The organism is Pseudomonas fluorescens group sp. PF-1 (assembly GCF_054481335.1).
The window spans coordinates 1473407-1489765 of sequence record NZ_JBTMNG010000001.1 but is presented as its reverse complement, the minus strand read 5'-3'; the positions used below and the strand labels follow the sequence as shown (position 1 = coordinate 1489765).

The following is a 16359-nucleotide window of genomic DNA, read 5'->3' as shown; positions in this document are numbered from 1 at the left end:
GATCAAGAATGCGCGGATTATGCCAGAGCCTCCCAGTAAAACTCCACGCGGGCACTACGACCATCGTCGGACCAGCTGGCATTGCGCCCCAGCTGGCGGATCAGACTGATTCCGCGTCCCGACAGACGGACAGGATCCAGGGGACGTTCCAGCACCCGCTCGACATCGAATCCCTTGCCGCTGTCTTCGACGCAAATCGCCAGGCAACCGCCCTCGCCCTCTGGCGTGACCTGCAAATGCACCCGGACAAAACCGTCCTTCAACTCATCCAGGCGCACATTGCGCTGTTGGTAGTAGCGGGTAAAACCCGAAGCATCGCGCTTGAGGCCAGAATCCAGGCCAAGCACACCATGCTCCAGCGCATTGGAATACAACTCGGCCAGCACGCTGTAGAGCGCCCCGCTTTGTGCCCGCAGACCGTGAACCTCCAGCAGCAATTGCAGCAAATAGGGCAACGGGTTGAAGCGCTTGAGGGTGGCGGCACGAAATTCGAAACTCACCGACCAGTCCAGCGGGCAGGATTGACCGCTGTCGGAGTAGACCACGGCGGGCGGATTCAGCCGTGCGGGCTCCAACATGCTGATTTCGACCATGCTCACGTCGTCGCGCGCTTCGCCGCCAAAGTCCCGCAGCGCCCGCTCGATCTCTTCGAACAGTGCATCCGGCTGACGATTGAGCGCAAACACCTCTTGCAGTCGCTGCACGCCAAACAGCTGTTCGTTGGCATCGCAGGTGTCGATCACACCGTCGGAGAGCAGGAATACCCGATCCCCGAGCGCCATCGGAAACACTTCAGTGCGATCATCAAACGCTTGCGGACTCAGCACGCCGAGGGGCAAATGGCGGGCAGTCAGGGGCGTTCGTTCGCCAGTGGCCATGCTGTGCAGGTAGCCGTCCGGCATGCCGCCATTCCAGACCTCCACCGAACGTCGCTGAACACTCAGGCACAGCAGCGTTGCGCAGCAGAACATGTCCACCGGCAGGATGCGTTTGAGCTTGGCATTCATCTCGCGCAAGGTTTCCGCCAGGCCATAGCCCTTGGCGGTCATGCCGTAAAAGACTTCAGCCAGGGGCATCGCACCGACGGCAGCCGGCAAACCATGGCCGGTGAAATCGCCGAGCAGCACATGCATGTCACCCGCCGGGGTGAACGCGGCCAATAACAGATCGCCGTTGAACAGCGCATAGGGCGATTGCAGGTAACGGATATTAGGGGCGTTGAGGCAGCCAGAATGGGCCACCTTGTCGAACACGGCCTTCGCCACCCGCTGCTCGTTGAGCAAATACTCGTGGTGCCGGGCGATCTGATCGCGCTGTTGCAGCACGGTGGCCTGCAATCGTCGCAATCGGTCCATCGCCTTGATCTTGGCCGAGAGAATCACCTGGTTGTAAGGCTTTGCCAGAAAGTCGTCGCCGCCCACTTCCAGGCAACGGGCCAGGGCTTCGCTTTCGGACAATGACGTCAGGAAGATGATGGGCACCAGGGTTTCACCGGCCAGCGCCTTGATCTGCCGGGCGGCTTCGAAGCCATCCATCACAGGCATCATCGCGTCCATCAACACCAGTTGCGGACATTGCAGGCGAAAGACTTCGACCGCTTCGGCACCGTTGGCCGCGGTCAGCACCTGATGCCCCTGGCGACGAACGATGCTCGACAACAGCATGCGATCTGCCGCGCTGTCTTCGGCAATCAGAATCGTCAGCGATTCGAGTGCAGGCTGCACGGCGTTCAACTGATGTCGAACAGTTTGTCGAAATTGGAAATCGCGAGGATTTTCTTCACATCGGAACTGCTGTTGACGACGCGAATATCGGAGTTTTCGCCACCGGCATGATCCCTAAGCAGCAACAACATCCCCAGTGCCGAACTGTCGAGATAAGTCGCTTCTTTGAGGTCGACGACAACGGAACTCGGCATGGCGCGATCGGCGAGGTCATAGGATTCACGAAATTCCTGATGCTTGGCGAAATCGAATCGTCCCTTGACCGATATCGTCAGCTTTTGTCCATCCGCAGAGATTTCTGTAACAACTGACATGTCATGGCTTCCTTGTCATTGGGGAACCTGCTTGTACAAGGTTTAGCATTTGGTAAGGGTTGGGGCAAGGCCGGAAAAAGTTGCCGTCCATCAGATCGCCATCGCGGCTCATCTTTTCAATACGCATCCTGGCGCGGCAAGCGCTGGGACAACTCATCCAGCAGCTTTTGTTCGCGCTTGTCTTCGAGCACCCGCGCTTCATCCGCGTAGCGTTGCACCAGTTTGCGCAAACCTTCGACCCGGGCAAATGCCTGCTGCCAGGTTTCCCGGGCCTTGTTCAGGTTGTTCTGGTGCCAGGCCAGGCTTTGGCGCTGCTGATCGATGGCCGTGCCCAGTTGCGCCAGAAAGCCTTGATAGCCCAGCAGCCATTGGCCCGACACGCCGCCACTGCCGCGCACGATCCATTGTTCTTGATAATCGAGACGAAAGGCTTCGAGGTCGGCGAGTTTGCTTTCCGCCAGACGCACCTGCCCCTGAAAGTGCCCCAGACGCTGGGCTGCGGTTTTCTCGGCCTTTTCGGCCATGCCCACCACGGGGGCCAGGCGCCCTGCACGGGTCTGGGCCATGACCGGTTAACCGCCCGCCGCAGGCGCGAAGATCGAGGCTAGATAGGCCTCGCTTTCGCCCAGGCTGACGTTGTCGTTGAGGCCCTGGCGCAGGTATGTGACCAACCGTGGCTGCAGGGAAATCGCCAGATCGGTCTCGCGATCACCACCGGCAACATAGGCACCGACGCTGATCAAATCGCGACTCTGTTGATAGCGCGACCACAACTGTTTGAAATACTGCGCACGGGCCATGTGCTCCGGCGACACCACCGCCGGCATGACCCGGCTGATGGACGCCTCGATGTCGATCGCCGGGTAATGCCCCTCTTCGGCCAAGCGCCGGGAAAGCACAATGTGGCCATCGAGCACGCCGCGCGCCGAGTCGGCAATCGGGTCCTGCTGATCGTCGCCTTCGGACAGTACGGTGTAGAACGCGGTGATCGAACCACCGCCCTTCTCGGCGTTACCGGCCCGTTCCACCAGTTTCGGCAACTTGGCGAACACCGAGGGCGGATAACCCTTGGTCGCCGGCGGTTCGCCGATGGCCAGGGCAATTTCCCGCTGGGCCTGGGCGAAACGGGTCAGCGAATCCATCAGCAACAGGACGTTCTTGCCCTTGTCACGGAAATATTCGGCAATTCGCGTGCAATACATGGCTGCGCGCAGACGCATCAGTGGCGCATCGTCCGCTGGCGACGCCACCACCACCGAACGCTTGAGCCCTTCCTCACCGAGGATGTGCTCGATGAACTCCTTGACTTCACGACCCCGCTCACCGATCAGCCCGACGACGATAATGTCGGCCTCGGTGAAGCGGGTCATCATGCCCAGCAAAACGGATTTACCGACGCCGGTACCGGCGAACAGCCCGAGCCGCTGACCGCGACCGACCGTCAACATACCGTTGATGCAGCGAATGCCGACATCCAGCGGCTCGCTGATCGGTTCGCGCTTGAGCGGGTTGATGGTCGGGCCGTCCATCGGCACCCAGTCTTCGGCTTTCATCCCGCCCTTGCCGTCCAGCGCACGCCCGGCACCATCGAGTACTCGCCCGAGCATGCTCATGCCCATCGGCAGGCGACCGGCATCCGCCAGGGGAACGACCCGGGCGCCGGGCGCAATGCCGGCGACGCTGCCGACCGGCATCAGAAAGACTTTGCTGCCGGAGAAGCCCATGACTTCGGCTTCGACCTGTACCGGGTGATAGCTGTCGTCGTTGATGACCATGCAACGGCTGCCCATGGCGGCGCGCAAGCCTTCGGCTTCAAGGGTCAACCCGACCATGCGCAGCAAGCGCCCTTCGAGGATCGGCGCGCCGGCCAGTTCCGTGGCCTCGGCATAACTGCCCAGGCGCTTGGCGAAACTGGTGCGTTCAAGGCGCATCGGGAACGTCCGGCGCTGGCGCAATGGCCGGCTTGGCTTCGACCGGCAGTTCCAGGCTCAGGTCGGGGGCGGCCGGGTGCAGGGCCTGTTCGTGCAGTTGATCGAACAGCTTGTCCATCACCCGTGTAACGCGGGTTTCGATCGTGGCATCGATGCGGCTGTGCTCCGTCTCGACCCGGCAACCGCCCGGCAGCAACGCTTCGTCTTCAACGATGCGCCAGGTTTCCTCATGACGCTCACGCAGGGCTTTGACCTGCTCGAAATCCTGCGGATTGATGTACAACCGCACATTGCCGACACCCAGCGGCAGGAGTTTGAGGGCCTCGCGCATCACGTGTTCGATCTGCGTGGAATCGATGGCCAGTTCGCGCTGAATCACTTGTTTGGTGATGTGCTGGACAAGGTCGACCAAAGACTTTTCGATCTGTGTGTCCTGCTCGGCAATAGGCTCGAACAGATGCGCCATCAGTTGTTCCAGACCGGCAATCTTCGCCGCCAGCGCCACTTCGGCTTCCTGACGAACCCGCAGCGTGGTGCTGTGGAATCCCTCTCGCTCACCGGTGGCGAAGCCTTCGTTGTAGGCTTCCTGGCGAATGCTTTCGAGCTCTTCGAGGGTCAGTGGCTGGACTTCTTCCAGCGGCACTTCTTCCATTTCCGGTGGTTCGGGCTCCGGCTCAGGCTCAGGCTCGGGTGCAGGCGGATCGAAGCTGGGCAGCGCCCAGGTATCAAAACCACCGACATCCCTGGCCCGGATCAGGTCAGTGGGCGACTCATCATGCTTGGCCATGGTGTTAGATCATTTCCTCGCCGCCCTTGCCGCCGAGAACGATTTCCCCGGCTTCGGCCATACGGCGGGCGATGGTGAGGATTTCTTTCTGCGCGGTTTCCACGTCGCTGACGCGCACCGGGCCCTTGGCCTCGAGGTCGTCGCGCAACAGTTCGGCCGCACGCTTGGACATGTTCTTGAAGATCTTTTCCTTGACCCCTTCGTCCGAGCCCTTGAGGGCCAGCACCAGCACGTCGGAGGACACTTCGCGCAGCAACGCCTGGATACCACGGTCGTCGACATCGGCCAGGTTGTTGAACACGAACATGAGGTCTTCGATCTGACCGGACAGGTCTTCGTCGACTTCGCGGATCGAGTCCATGAGCTGACCTTCGATCGAACTGTCGAGGAAGTTCATGATGTCGGCGGCGCGCTTGACACCGCCCAGGGTGGTACGCGAAGCATTCGAGTTGCCGGAGAACTGCTTCTCGAGAATCTGGTTGAGTTCTTTCAGGGCTGCCGGCTGCACGGTGTTGAGCGAGGAAACCCGCAGAATGATGTCCAGTCGCACCTTGTGGTCGAAGTTACCGAGCACTTCACCGGCCTGGTCCGGATCGAGATAGGCCACCACGATCGCCTGGATCTGCGGGTGCTCGTAGCGGATCACGTCGGCGACGGCGCGCGGCTCCATCCACTTCAGGCTGTCGAGGCCACTGGTGTTGCCGCCCAGCAGAATCCGGTCGATCAGGCCGTTGGCCTTGTCCTCGCCCAGGGCCTGGGTGAGCATTTTGCGCACGTAATCGTCGGAGCCAACACCCAGGCTGGTCTGGTCGCCGACGATGTCGACGAACTCGCTCATCACCTGCTCGACCTGCTCGCGGTGCACGTTACCCATCTGCGCCATGGCCACACCGACACGCTGGACCTCCTTGGGCCCCATGTGGCGCAGTACCTGAGCGGCATCGGTCGAGCCCAGGGACAGCAGCAGGATCGCGGCTTTGTCGACTTTGGACAGTTTGGCGGCAACGGCTCGGTTATCACTCATCTGCGTTAATCCACTCTTTCACGACCTGGGCCACACGACCCGGATCTTCTGCCACCAGACTCTTGATTGCGTTCAACTGTGCGTCATAGCCTTCGCTCGGGCTCGGCAACAGGATGCTGGTCGGGCCACCGAGGCTGACGCGGTCGTTGGCCAGTTCGCCGTCCAGGCCGCCCATGCCGCCCAACTCGACGTCGCTGCCGATGCCGGCCAGCTGTTTGCCTTTGCCGCCACCGGTGATGTTGTTGAGCACCGGACGCAGTACACCGAACACCAGCACCAGGATGAACAAGACACCCAGCACTTGTTTGACGATGTCCCAGAACCACGGCTGGGAGTAGAACGGAATATCGGCAATCACTTCACCGCGCTCGGCAGAGAACGGCATGTTGATCACGCTGACGCTGTCGCCACGGCTGGCATCGAAACCGACAGCGTCCTGCACCAGACGAGTGAAGCGCGCCAATTCATCGGCGCTCCATGGCGCACGGGTGGTCTCACCGTTGGCCGGGTTGATCTTGACCTGATCATCCACCACCACCGACACCGACAGGCGATTCAAACGACCCTGCTGCTGCTTGGTGTGGCTGATGGAACGGTCGAGTTCGAAGTTCTTGGTGGATTGTTGACGCTTGTCCGCCGGGTACGGAGCCAGCATCGGCTGACCGGTGGCCGGGTCCATGATTTGCTGGCCGTTGGCATCGAGCAATGGCTGGCCTGGCTGCACCATGCCGGCCGACGCCGTGGCGCCACCGGTGGTTTGCGGTGCCGAGGCCGGCGACGGCGGCTGGTTGCTCAGGGCACCCGGTACGCCTTGCGGGCCATTGCTGGCGGTACGCTGTTCGTTGACCGACTGCTCACTGCGCAACGCCGGCTGGTCGGGATTGAACTGCTCGGAAGTCGATTCGACGGCACTGAAATCCACATCGGCCGAGACTTCGGCTTTGTAGCGGTCATTGCCCAACACCGGCTGCAGGATGTTATGCACGCGCTGGGTGAGCATGCTTTCCATGCGACGGCTGTAATCGAACTGCTTGCCGGCCATGGTCAGTTCGGAGTTTTCCGCCTGATCGGAGAGCAGGTTGCCCTTTTGGTCGACGACGGTGATCTGCGACTTGCTCAGCTCGGGAACGCTGGTCGCCACCAGGTTGATGATGGCCACGACCTGGCCAGGCTCCAAAGAGCGGCCGGAATAGAGTTCAACCAGGACCGAAGCGCTTGGCTTGCGCTCGTCGCGCACGAACACGGAGCTCTTCGGAATCGCCAGGTGCACACGGGCACCCTTGACGTTGTTCAGGCTGGAGATGGTGCGCGCCAGTTCACCTTCAAGACCGCGACGGTAGCGGGTCGCCTCCATGAACTGGCTGGTGCCCAGCCCCTGCTCTTTGTCGAGAATTTCAAACCCGATGTTGCCGTCGCTGGGAGTGACACCAGCAGCCGCGAGTTTGAGCCGCGCGCGGGACAGGTCATCGGCCTTGACCAGCAAGGCACCGGAATTGGGTTCAACGGTGTAGGGAATATCGGCGGAGGCCAGGGTATCCATGACCTGCTTGGCGTCCATACCGGCAAGGCTGCCGTACAGCGGCCGATAGTCCGGTTGCTGGGACCACAACACCACGGCAAAACCAATCGCCACGCTCGCGGCCAGGCCGACCAACAGGCCTACCTGACGCAGCATGGTCATCTCGGAAAGATTTTCCAGGAAGGACAGGCCGAACAGCGGCGGCTTGCCGTCTATCGGTGTGGCCTTGGCCGGAACATTATCGGCGACTGCTTCTGCCATGACTCAATCTCGTCCTTAAACCGGCATCTGCATGATGTCTTGGTAAGCCTGAACCAGCTTGTTACGCACTTGGGTCAACGCTTGAAAAGACACGCTGGCCTTTTGCGAGGAAATCATCACGTCGGTAAGGTCGACGCCGCTCTTGCCAATCTCGAAGGCGTTGGCCAATTGAGTGGAAGCCTGCTGGGTGTCGTTCACTTTATTGACAGCCTGACCGAGCATGTCGGAAAAGCTGGTGCCACTCAGTTCAGGGACTGCGGCAGACGACTTCGGCGCAGACATGGCATCCATTTGCATGGCGCGCATATCCAGCATCAATCGGTTGAATTCAATACCTTGGCTCATGACTTCTCTCTTTGACGAACTACGTCGTTGGCGTCCCGCAATTTTTTTGACACTCACTCGGCGGGTAATGAGGTGTTAGCAACAAGGGTGCCAGCTCCGTGGCTGCGCCCAACAAAAGCCATCCCCGACCCTAATCCGAACTTCGTCCTGTAGGAGCGAGCCTGCTCGCGATGATCTCAAGAGCACCGCGTTTATCCTGAAACCCCGAGTAATCGTTAACGACCATCGCGAGCAGGCTCGCTCCTACAGGAACTGCGTCAGGTGGCGAACAAACAGGCTTCCACGTCCATTCCCGCATCGCGCATTTGCGCCAATTTGTAGCGCAAGGTACGCGGACTGATGCCCAGCCGCTCAGCCGCCTCCTTGCGCCTGCCACGCTCGGTACGCAGCGTGTCGATAATCATCTGGAACTCACGGCGGCGCAGGTCATCCCCCAGCGCTCCGCCCGTTTCGGCTTCGACCTCCACTGCCCTCACGGGCACCGACGCCAAGGCCGGCAGGGGCGCGCAGGCGACCGGGCCGCTCAGACAGAAATCCTGAGGCTGAATCAAGCCACCTTGCTGCAGGATCAGAGCACGCTGGATCGCGTTATCCAGCTCACGCACATTACCCGGCCACGGATAACCGACCAGGCAAGCCTGCGCCTCGGGGGACAGTCGCGCCACGGCATGCTTCATTTTATTGACGTGCTTGGCCAGAAGACGCTCGGCCAGCGGCAGGATGTCGGCGGGGCGCTCACGCAACGGACGCCAGGCCAGCGGAAACACCGACAGGCGATAATAAAGGTCTTCACGGAAACGCCCCGCCGCCACTTCCCCGGCCAGATCACGGTTAGTGGTGGCGACGACACGAATGTCCAGGGTGATCGGCTTGCGTGCGCCGACTCGCTCAACCTCGCGCTCTTGCAGCACACGCAGCAATTTCGCCTGAAGCCCCAGGGGCATCTCGGAAATTTCGTCGAGCAGGATAGTCCCGCCATCGGCCTGCTCGAACTTGCCGGCTTGCGCCGCTATGGCACCGGTAAACGAACCTTTTTCGTGACCGAACAGCGTGGCCTCCAGCATGTTGTCGGGGATCGCCGCACAGTTGATCGCAATGAACGGCTGGCTGGCGCGATGAGAATGCTGATGAATATAGCGTGCCAGCACTTCTTTCCCCGTCCCCGATTCACCGGAAATCAGCACCGTGGAGTCGCTGCGCGCGACCCGCGCAGCCAGTTCGAGCAACTGCGCACTGGCCGGTTCGAACGCGACAGGCCCTTCGTTCTCCGGCGCGCCCAGACTGCCCAAGGCATGCCGGGCCACCAGATCGAGCAAGGCCTTGGGCTCGAACGGCTTGACCAGATAATCCGCAGCACCCTGGCGCATCGCATCGACTGCCCGCTCCACGGCACCGTGCGCGGTCATCAGCAACACCGGCAATTGCGGCTGACGCACGCGCAGCAAGCCGAGCAATTGATGGCCATCCATGCCCGGCATATTGACGTCGCTGATCACCAGGCTGAACGCCTCGCCCCCCACGGCGGCCAATGCTTCTTCCGCCGAACCGACGGCTTTGTAATCGTGTCCGGCGAGCAACAGCGTGTCAGCCAGTGCTTCGCGTAGTGCGCGGTCATCCTCGACCAGTAGAACCTTGATACCCATGACCTTTACTCGGCTCTCTGAGCGCTGGTTTTTTCACCGAAAAACAGCGGCAGGCTCACCTGCGCGCAAGTGCCGCGCCCCAGCCGCGAGCGCAACTGCAACTCGCCCTGATGGGCACGCGCAACCGCCTTGACCACCGTCAGGCCCAGGCCGGTCCCGGTGGATTTCGTGGTAAAAAACGGCTCACCCAAACGCGCCAGCACGGCGTCGTCGATACCGCTGCCGCTATCGCTGACACACAGGCGCAGAGTGTTTTCGCGGGTGTACAGATGAACCTTCAGACGGACATGACCGCCGCTGGCCTGAATGGCGTTTTCGATGAGATTGAGAATGGCCCCGACCAGGGTGTCGCGACTGCACAGCAACTCGCCGACATGGCTGTCACACTGCCAGCGGATCGGCAGGTCTTGCACATGGGTCAACGCGGCCGCTTGCAGCGACTGCATCAGTTGCCTGGGGGTTACACGATCGGTCAAGGGCAGCTCGCCGCGGGCAAACACCAGCATATCGCGCACCTGGTGCTCCAGCTCATGCAGGCGCTCCTTGAGTCGCCCGGCGAAACGCTGCTGGGTCTCGACCGGCAACGCCTGCTCGGTCAAATGGCTTGCATACAGCAACGCGGCAGACAATGGCGTACGAATCTGATGAGCCAGCGACGCGACCATTCGCCCCAGGGACGACAGGCGTTCGTGGCGGGCCAGTTGATCTTGCAAATGACGGGTTTCAGTCAGGTCGTTGAGCAACACCAACTGACCGGGTTCTGCATCCAGCGAGCGCGTGGCAATCGACAAACGCCGACCGTCCTTGAGGGACACTTCATGGCCGTCGTCTTCACGGGGGGCAAAGCAACGGGCAATGACATGCCGCCACAGCTCACCCTCAAGAGGCAGCCCAAGCAATTCGCAAGCCGCCGGATTGGCCTCGCGCACGATGCCCAGGCCATCAATGACAATGACACCGCCGGGTAACAGATCGAGGAGGTTTTGCAGACGGTTGGCCAGGCGTTCTTTTTCCGCCAACTCCTGCATGCGCTGGGCACTGACCACTGCCAGCTCACCCTTGAGTTCAGTGACCCGGGCCTCGAGCATGCTGTAGGAGTCGGTCAACTGGCTCGACATTTGGTTGAACAGGGCAAAAGCCTGCTCAAGACCCTGCCGGCTTGCCTGCTCTACCGACGACGGTTGCCCCAGGGTATTCCCAAAAGCATCTGAGACAGGAGACATCTGGGCGGCTTGGGGCATCGTGCTCTCTCGCTTGGCTGACCGTCAGTGAAACGGAACGTTGCGAGGGATGTAGCAATACCCGTGCCGAAAAAAAACCGCCTATAAATGAAGGAGTTGAAAAACAGGCGTCAATCATCCGCCTGTTCATCACCGTCACGACGACTCATACCGTACTTGCGCATCTTCTCCACCAGGGTGGTCCGACGGATTCTCAGGCGTTCGGCAGCTCGCGCGACAATGCCGTTGGCATCGTCCAGGGCCTGCTGAATCAAGCCTTGCTCCAGACCACCGAGGTAATCCTTCAGGTCCAGGCCTTCCGGCGGCAGCATGGCATTGGCACTGAAGTCGGGCGTATGGCCGTTGATGGCCACGCGCTCTTCCAGGTCAGTGCGCAGGCTGTCGACCAACTGCTCGTCTTCGTCGTCAACGTAGCGGAATTTTTTCGGCAATTCGACCACGCCGATCACGCCGTACGGATGCATGATCGCCATGCGCTCCACCAGGTTCGCCAGCTCGCGGACGTTACCCGGCCAGCCGTGACGGCACAGCGACATGATTGCCGCCGAGTTGAAACGGATCGAACCCCGCTTTTCGTGCTCCATGCGCGAGATCAACTCGTTCATCAGCAGCGGAATGTCCTCGACGCGCTCGCGCAACGGCGCCATCTCGATCGGGAACACATTCAGGCGGTAGTACAGGTCTTCGCGGAAGGTGCCGATCTCGATCATGCTTTCGAGATTCTTGTGAGTGGCCGCGATGATGCGCACATCGACGCTCTGGGTCTTGTTGCTGCCCACGCGCTCGAAAGTGCGCTCCTGCAACACACGCAACAATTTGACCTGCATCGGCAACGGCATGTCGCCGATTTCGTCGAGGAACAGGGTGCCGCCATTGGCCAGTTCGAAACGCCCGGCACGGCTGGTGATCGCACCGGTAAAGGCGCCCTTCTCATGGCCGAACAATTCGCTTTCCAGCAGCTCCGCGGGGATTGCCCCGCAGTTGACCGGTACGAACGGCGCATCACGGCGTTTGGAGTGGTAATGCAGGTTACGCGCAACCACTTCCTTGCCAGTCCCCGACTCACCGAGGATCAGCACGCTGGCATCGGTATCGGCGACTTGCTGCATCATCTGACGGACATGTTGAATCGCCCGGCTGGTGCCGACGAGGCTACGGAAAAGATTGGGCTCGCGGTGACGACCGCGCTCACGGGCCTGGTCGTACATCTCACGATAGACCTGGGCACGGTGCAGGGAATCGAGCAACTTGCTGTAGCTGGGAGGCATTTCCAGGGTCGAAAGCACTCGGCGACGCTGGTCTTCCGGCAGGTCAACGGAAGAATTATCGCCCATCAACAAAACCGGAAGGAACTCATCCCAGGTGGAGAGTGTCTTTAACAGACTCAGAAGCGCGCCTGGAGCATTGACCGTCCCGATGAGGACGCAGATTACTTCACGACTGGATGCCAACGAACCGACAGCCTGCTGCCAGTCATGGCTACCGCAGGGTAAATTTTCTTCACCGAGAAAATTTAGAATCACCGCCAAGTCGCGGCGGCGGACGCTATCGTCATCAATCAGCAGAATTTTGGTTTCACGCCACATGCAATAGCAACTTCCCTAGTCAACTCAATGCCCGAAATAAGGGGCAAGCGAGACGCTTGCAGGACACCATGTGCCTGTAGACGCCTGAAATCTGAAAACAGCCACTAGTTAAGTCAAAAAACCGTGCACAGTCAAATTTATGGCGCACATGTCTGGATTAACCGGGGATTAATTATCCAAACAGATGGTAAACCTTTGCCGCGTTTTGCGCTTGGGTGATCTGCGACATCTCATCGACTATCGCCTGACGTTCCCCGGTGGCCGCATCGAGCAATTGCTTGTAAACCCCGAGCAGTTCCTCAAGGTTGTCGCGCAACGCGACCTCGTCCACCGCGGCCTCACTCATGACGTCTTCCATGCAGGAACGGCAAGCCAGATCCAACTCGCCTATAGCCTCCCAGTTGCGCTCGGCCAGAGCATCGACCAGAGCGTCGCGGGTTTCTTCAATTCGCTGCAGTACAAGACTCATGGCGATCTCCTTCAGAACTGTGGAGCCGGCGTGCCGATGGCATCCCAACCTTCTTTGACCGTACGCAGCAGGTCCGCGACTTCGTCGAGGATCTTCGGATCGGTCTTGGCGTTAGCTTCGGTCAGGCGCTTCATCATGTATTCGTACAGATTGGCCAGTTCCCCCACGGTATCGGACTGATTGTCCAGATCGAGTCCTTCGAGCAAACCGCCAATAATGCCAATGGCCTTGCCGATCAGGATGCCCTTGTTCGGGATGTCCTTGCGCTCCATCGCGCCTTTGGCCTGGGCGATACGATCCAGCCCGCCCTCCATCAGCATCTGCACCAGGCGGTGCGGACTGGCTTCGGAAGTCTGGGCCTGGGCGCCGATCTTCTGGTATTGGCGAAGGGCTAACATCGGATTCATGTTCTACCTCATCAGATTTCTGTGATTCGCATATCGAGTGTATCGACGACGCGTCAAAAAACTTTAGATTAAAATGCCAAAAGCCCGGAGCGTGGAAAAACGCTGCCGGGCTTTTGGCGCTTTTAGGCCTTAGCCCTTCTGCTGAGCAGTCAACGCGTCGAACATCGAAGTGATATTGCTGGCGGTGGCCTTCAGCTTGCCGACCAAAGTATCCATGTCGTTGTACTTTTTGGTCAGTACAGCGGTCAAGGTCTCGACGCGACGATCAAGGGCGGCTTGATCGTTGGTCAGCTTGGTCTTGGTCTTATTCAGGCTGGTGGTGCGCTGATCAAGGACACCACCGGTATCAGAAAAAGGTGAAAGCGCTTTCTGCATGCGCTTGAGGAGGCCATTGTCGCTGCCTGAATCGCCGACAAACATCTTCTGGACTTCACCGCCCAGTTTTTTGTCGTTCATCGCGGCGCTGAACTTGGTGCTGTCAAAGTTGAGTGCACCGGTTTTCTGATCAGTGGTGATACCCAATTGCGCCAGAACGGTCAGCTTGTCGCCGGCACCTGTTTCCGACAGAGGGTTACGAATTGCCGACAGAATCGAACGCGGCAATGCATCGCCTGTCAGTGCCGCCGAAACCGTCAACTTGCCGTCAGCATCGAGCGAAGGCTTGGTCAGCGATGTGATGCCGTTGGCGAGCGCGTTGTAGGCATCAACGAACTTCTGGATCGAGGTCTTCAATCCATCGTTGTTACTGGCGACAGTGACCGTCGAAGTGCCAGTGGCCACCAGGCTCAAAGTGAGTCCGGAAACAGCCTTGTCGACTGTATTGCTGTTGCTGGTCAGCGCCATGCCATCGATCGTGAAGCTGGCGTCGATCGCCAGTGCGCCGATGGAACCTGCCGAAGCAGCCGTCATCGGAGAACTGTCAGTCCCCACGACTGTGCCGCCATTAATCGCCAGCTCGGGAATGCCAGTGACAGAAATATCCGAACCTGCGCCAGTGGTGGTGGAGCCCAACACCAGACGAGAACCGAAGGAGTCGGTGACGATGTTGGCGCTGATGCCAGCCAATTTCAGCGAGGTATCGGCGTTGATCGAGTCGCGCACCGACTGCAAAGTCGCGCCGGGCTTGATGTCGACATTATAAGTGCTGCCGGTGCCCTGCTTAATGCTCAACGTGCCCGCTGTGATCGCGCTGGTGCTGCCACCGGAGAACGCAGCGCTGGTGACCTTGGAGGCGGTCGCAAGGTTCTTCACGTTGACAACGTAGTTACCGCTTACCGCACTGTTGCTGGCGGTAGCGCCTAGAATTTTCGCGTCAGACGTGGTCGCTGCGTACCCTGGAAACTGAGGGTTCGTTGTGCTGCCCAGATCAGTCAGGGTTTTAGTGAAAGCCGCCATCAAGGACTTCAGGGTACCAATACCGGAAATGCTCGCGGTGTTGGTCTTAGTCCCACGGTCAATTTGACCTTGCTTGGCCGCTTTGTCAGCGTCTACCAAGGCTGTGACGATCGAACCGATATTAAGACCGGAACCCAGACCCGTTCCCGGTAGAATTGGACTTGCCATGTGGAACTCCCTTCAGTGTGTCGCCGGCCTTTTGACCACTACAACGCCCAAAAGAACATAGCAACAAAATTCGTGCCAGCTGTCAGACCTTCGTGCTGAACAACAGGCTGCTTGCATCATTCAAACTGTTTGCCAGCTTCAAGACTTCTTCGTTGGGGATCTGACGGATCACCTCACCCGAATCACTGGCAATGACTTTGACAACTACCTTGCCTGAAGGCTCATCGATCGAGAACTCCAGATTGCGCTTGACCGACTGCACAAACTTTTCGATTTCCTGTACGGCCATCTTCAGTTTTTCCTGATCGGTCGGAACGCTTTTACTTTCTTCCTTGTCAGCGGTTACCTGGGCAACCACCGGGCGAGGCGTTTCCGCAGGCTTTTCGGCAACCGTCGTCGCCTGCCTGGCCGCAGGATAAGACAAGTTCAGCTTGGCGCTCATATCCATGTCCGTCACCTCTTAAAAAAGTAAAAAGCGAGAGAGCGCGACAAGCGCACCCCCCCGCCAAAAATCATCGGCGATTACTGAAGCAGCTTCAGTACAGCGGATGGCAGTTGGTTGGCCTGAGCCAGAACTGCGGTGGAAGCTTGTTGCAGAGTTTGTTGCTTGGTCAGCTGTGCAGTCTCAGCAGCGAAGTCGGTATCTTGTACGCGACCCAGTGCAGCACTGGCGTTTTCGTTGATGTTCTGCAGGTTGGAGATGGTGCTGGTCAGACGGTTCTGGGCAGCACCGAGGTCCGCACGGCTGGAGTTGATGGTTTTCAGAGCCTTGTCGATTGCGTCGATGGCGGCTTTGGTGCTGGCTTCAGCGGTAGTGCTGTCAGTACCAGTAACAGCGATAGTTGCGGAACCTACGCTCAAGGTAGCAGCGTCGAAGCCGCTTGCCAGGGTGATGGTGATCTGGTTGGTAGAACCGGTGTTGGAACCGACCTGGAAGGTCATGGTGCCAGCGGTACCGTCGATCAGGTTTTTACCGTTCAGGTTGGTCGACTTGGCGATACGAGTCAGCTCGTCCGACATGGTCGCGAATTCTTTGTTCAGAGCGGCACGGTCATCAGTACCGTTGGAGTCGTTTCGTGCTTGAACAGCCAGTTCACGCATACGCTGCAGAATGTTGGTCGATTCTTGCATCGCGCCTTCAGCGGTCTGAGCGATCGAGATACCGTCGTTGGCGTTTTTGATCGCCATGGTCTGACCACGGATCTGCGAAGTCATACGGGTAGCGATTTGCAGGCCGGCGGCGTCGTCTTTAGCGCTGTTGATTTTCAGGCCGGAAGACAGGCGAGTCATCGAAGTCGACAGAGCGTCGGAAGCGCGGTTCAGGTTTTTCTGAACGTTCAACGATGTAACGTTAGTGTTTACTGTTAAAGCCATGACGAATTCCTCGTTGGTTGGGTACTGCGGCTTCCGGCCCTGGCAACCGCCGGGTATGGCCTAGAGAACCTTCGTAATAGTTATCGTCGGGATTGCAACTTGCTTTAGGGGATTTTCGAAAAATTTTGCCATCAGGTTGCCACCCCCCCGTAAACCAAGGACTTGGCAGCA

Annotated in this window: 16 protein-coding genes; all 16 read right to left on the bottom strand. The window is 59.3% G+C overall.

Features of this window, described 5'->3' with window-relative positions:
- Window positions 1-17: 17 nt before the first annotated feature.
- The 16 genes from ACX3YD_RS07065 to ACX3YD_RS06990 all read right to left on the bottom strand — a co-directional run bounded on the left by ACX3YD_RS07065 (window position 18) and on the right by ACX3YD_RS06990 (window position 16188).
- Entirely contained in the window at window positions 18-1724 is a 1707-nt protein-coding gene (locus ACX3YD_RS07065; RefSeq protein ID WP_458959552.1) for an ATP-binding SpoIIE family protein phosphatase, read from the bottom strand.
- A 5-nt stretch (window positions 1725-1729) separates the two neighbouring features.
- Window positions 1730-2038, bottom strand: coding sequence for an STAS domain-containing protein (locus tag ACX3YD_RS07060; protein ID WP_103402479.1), 309 nt, complete (start codon window positions 2036-2038; stop codon window positions 1730-1732).
- 116 nt (window positions 2039-2154) lie between these two features.
- The gene (gene fliJ, locus ACX3YD_RS07055; protein ID WP_103402478.1) at window positions 2155-2604 is read right to left on the bottom strand and encodes a flagellar export protein FliJ; all 450 of its coding nucleotides are present in this window, start codon (window positions 2602-2604) and stop codon (window positions 2155-2157) included.
- A 6-nt stretch (window positions 2605-2610) separates the two neighbouring features.
- Entirely contained in the window at window positions 2611-3969 is a 1359-nt protein-coding gene (fliI, locus tag ACX3YD_RS07050; protein WP_448647314.1) for a flagellar protein export ATPase FliI, read from the bottom strand.
- The gene (gene fliH / locus ACX3YD_RS07045) at window positions 3959-4756 is read right to left on the bottom strand and encodes a flagellar assembly protein FliH (RefSeq protein ID WP_090464139.1); all 798 of its coding nucleotides are present in this window, start codon (window positions 4754-4756) and stop codon (window positions 3959-3961) included. Before fliH ends, fliI begins: the two co-directional genes overlap by 11 nt.
- Before the next feature lie 4 nt (window positions 4757-4760).
- Window positions 4761-5780 (bottom strand): flagellar motor switch protein FliG, encoded by a 1020-nt coding sequence (fliG, locus tag ACX3YD_RS07040; RefSeq protein ID WP_458959551.1) that lies wholly within the window; start codon window positions 5778-5780, stop codon window positions 4761-4763.
- Window positions 5773-7560, bottom strand: coding sequence for a flagellar basal-body MS-ring/collar protein FliF (gene fliF / locus ACX3YD_RS07035; RefSeq protein ID WP_047532002.1), 1788 nt, complete (start codon window positions 7558-7560; stop codon window positions 5773-5775). Before fliF ends, fliG begins: the two co-directional genes overlap by 8 nt.
- 15 nt (window positions 7561-7575) lie before the next feature.
- Window positions 7576-7905, bottom strand: a complete 330-nt coding sequence (gene fliE / locus ACX3YD_RS07030) for a flagellar hook-basal body complex protein FliE (protein ID WP_130203792.1) — start codon at window positions 7903-7905, stop codon at window positions 7576-7578.
- A gap of 257 nt (window positions 7906-8162) precedes the next feature.
- Window positions 8163-9548 carry a sigma-54-dependent response regulator transcription factor FleR gene (gene fleR, locus ACX3YD_RS07025; protein ID WP_458959550.1) on the bottom strand — a complete coding sequence of 462 codons (1386 nt, stop codon included), beginning with the start codon at window positions 9546-9548 and terminating at the stop codon, window positions 8163-8165.
- Window positions 9549-9553: 5 nt separating this feature from the next.
- Window positions 9554-10771, bottom strand: coding sequence for a sensor histidine kinase (locus ACX3YD_RS07020; protein WP_458960390.1), 1218 nt, complete (start codon window positions 10769-10771; stop codon window positions 9554-9556).
- Window positions 10772-10899: 128 nt separating this feature from the next.
- Entirely contained in the window at window positions 10900-12375 is a 1476-nt protein-coding gene (locus ACX3YD_RS07015) for a sigma-54 dependent transcriptional regulator (protein ID WP_047532006.1), read from the bottom strand.
- Window positions 12376-12547: 172 nt separating this feature from the next.
- Entirely contained in the window at window positions 12548-12844 is a 297-nt protein-coding gene (locus tag ACX3YD_RS07010) for a flagellar protein FliT (protein ID WP_090464142.1), read from the bottom strand.
- Between the two features lie 11 nt (window positions 12845-12855).
- A complete protein-coding gene (fliS, locus tag ACX3YD_RS07005) occupies window positions 12856-13251 on the bottom strand; it encodes a flagellar export chaperone FliS (RefSeq protein WP_047532010.1) in 396 nt (131 codons plus the stop codon).
- Between the two features lie 129 nt (window positions 13252-13380).
- The gene (fliD, locus tag ACX3YD_RS07000) at window positions 13381-14814 is read right to left on the bottom strand and encodes a flagellar filament capping protein FliD (RefSeq protein WP_458959549.1); all 1434 of its coding nucleotides are present in this window, start codon (window positions 14812-14814) and stop codon (window positions 13381-13383) included.
- A gap of 82 nt (window positions 14815-14896) precedes the next feature.
- Window positions 14897-15262 carry a flagellar protein FlaG gene (locus ACX3YD_RS06995; protein ID WP_458959548.1) on the bottom strand — a complete coding sequence of 122 codons (366 nt, stop codon included), beginning with the start codon at window positions 15260-15262 and terminating at the stop codon, window positions 14897-14899.
- 74 nt (window positions 15263-15336) lie between these two features.
- Complete coding sequence (locus ACX3YD_RS06990) at window positions 15337-16188, bottom strand: flagellin domain-containing protein (RefSeq protein ID WP_458959547.1); 852 nt, start codon at window positions 16186-16188, stop codon at window positions 15337-15339.
- Window positions 16189-16359: the final 171 nt, after the last annotated feature.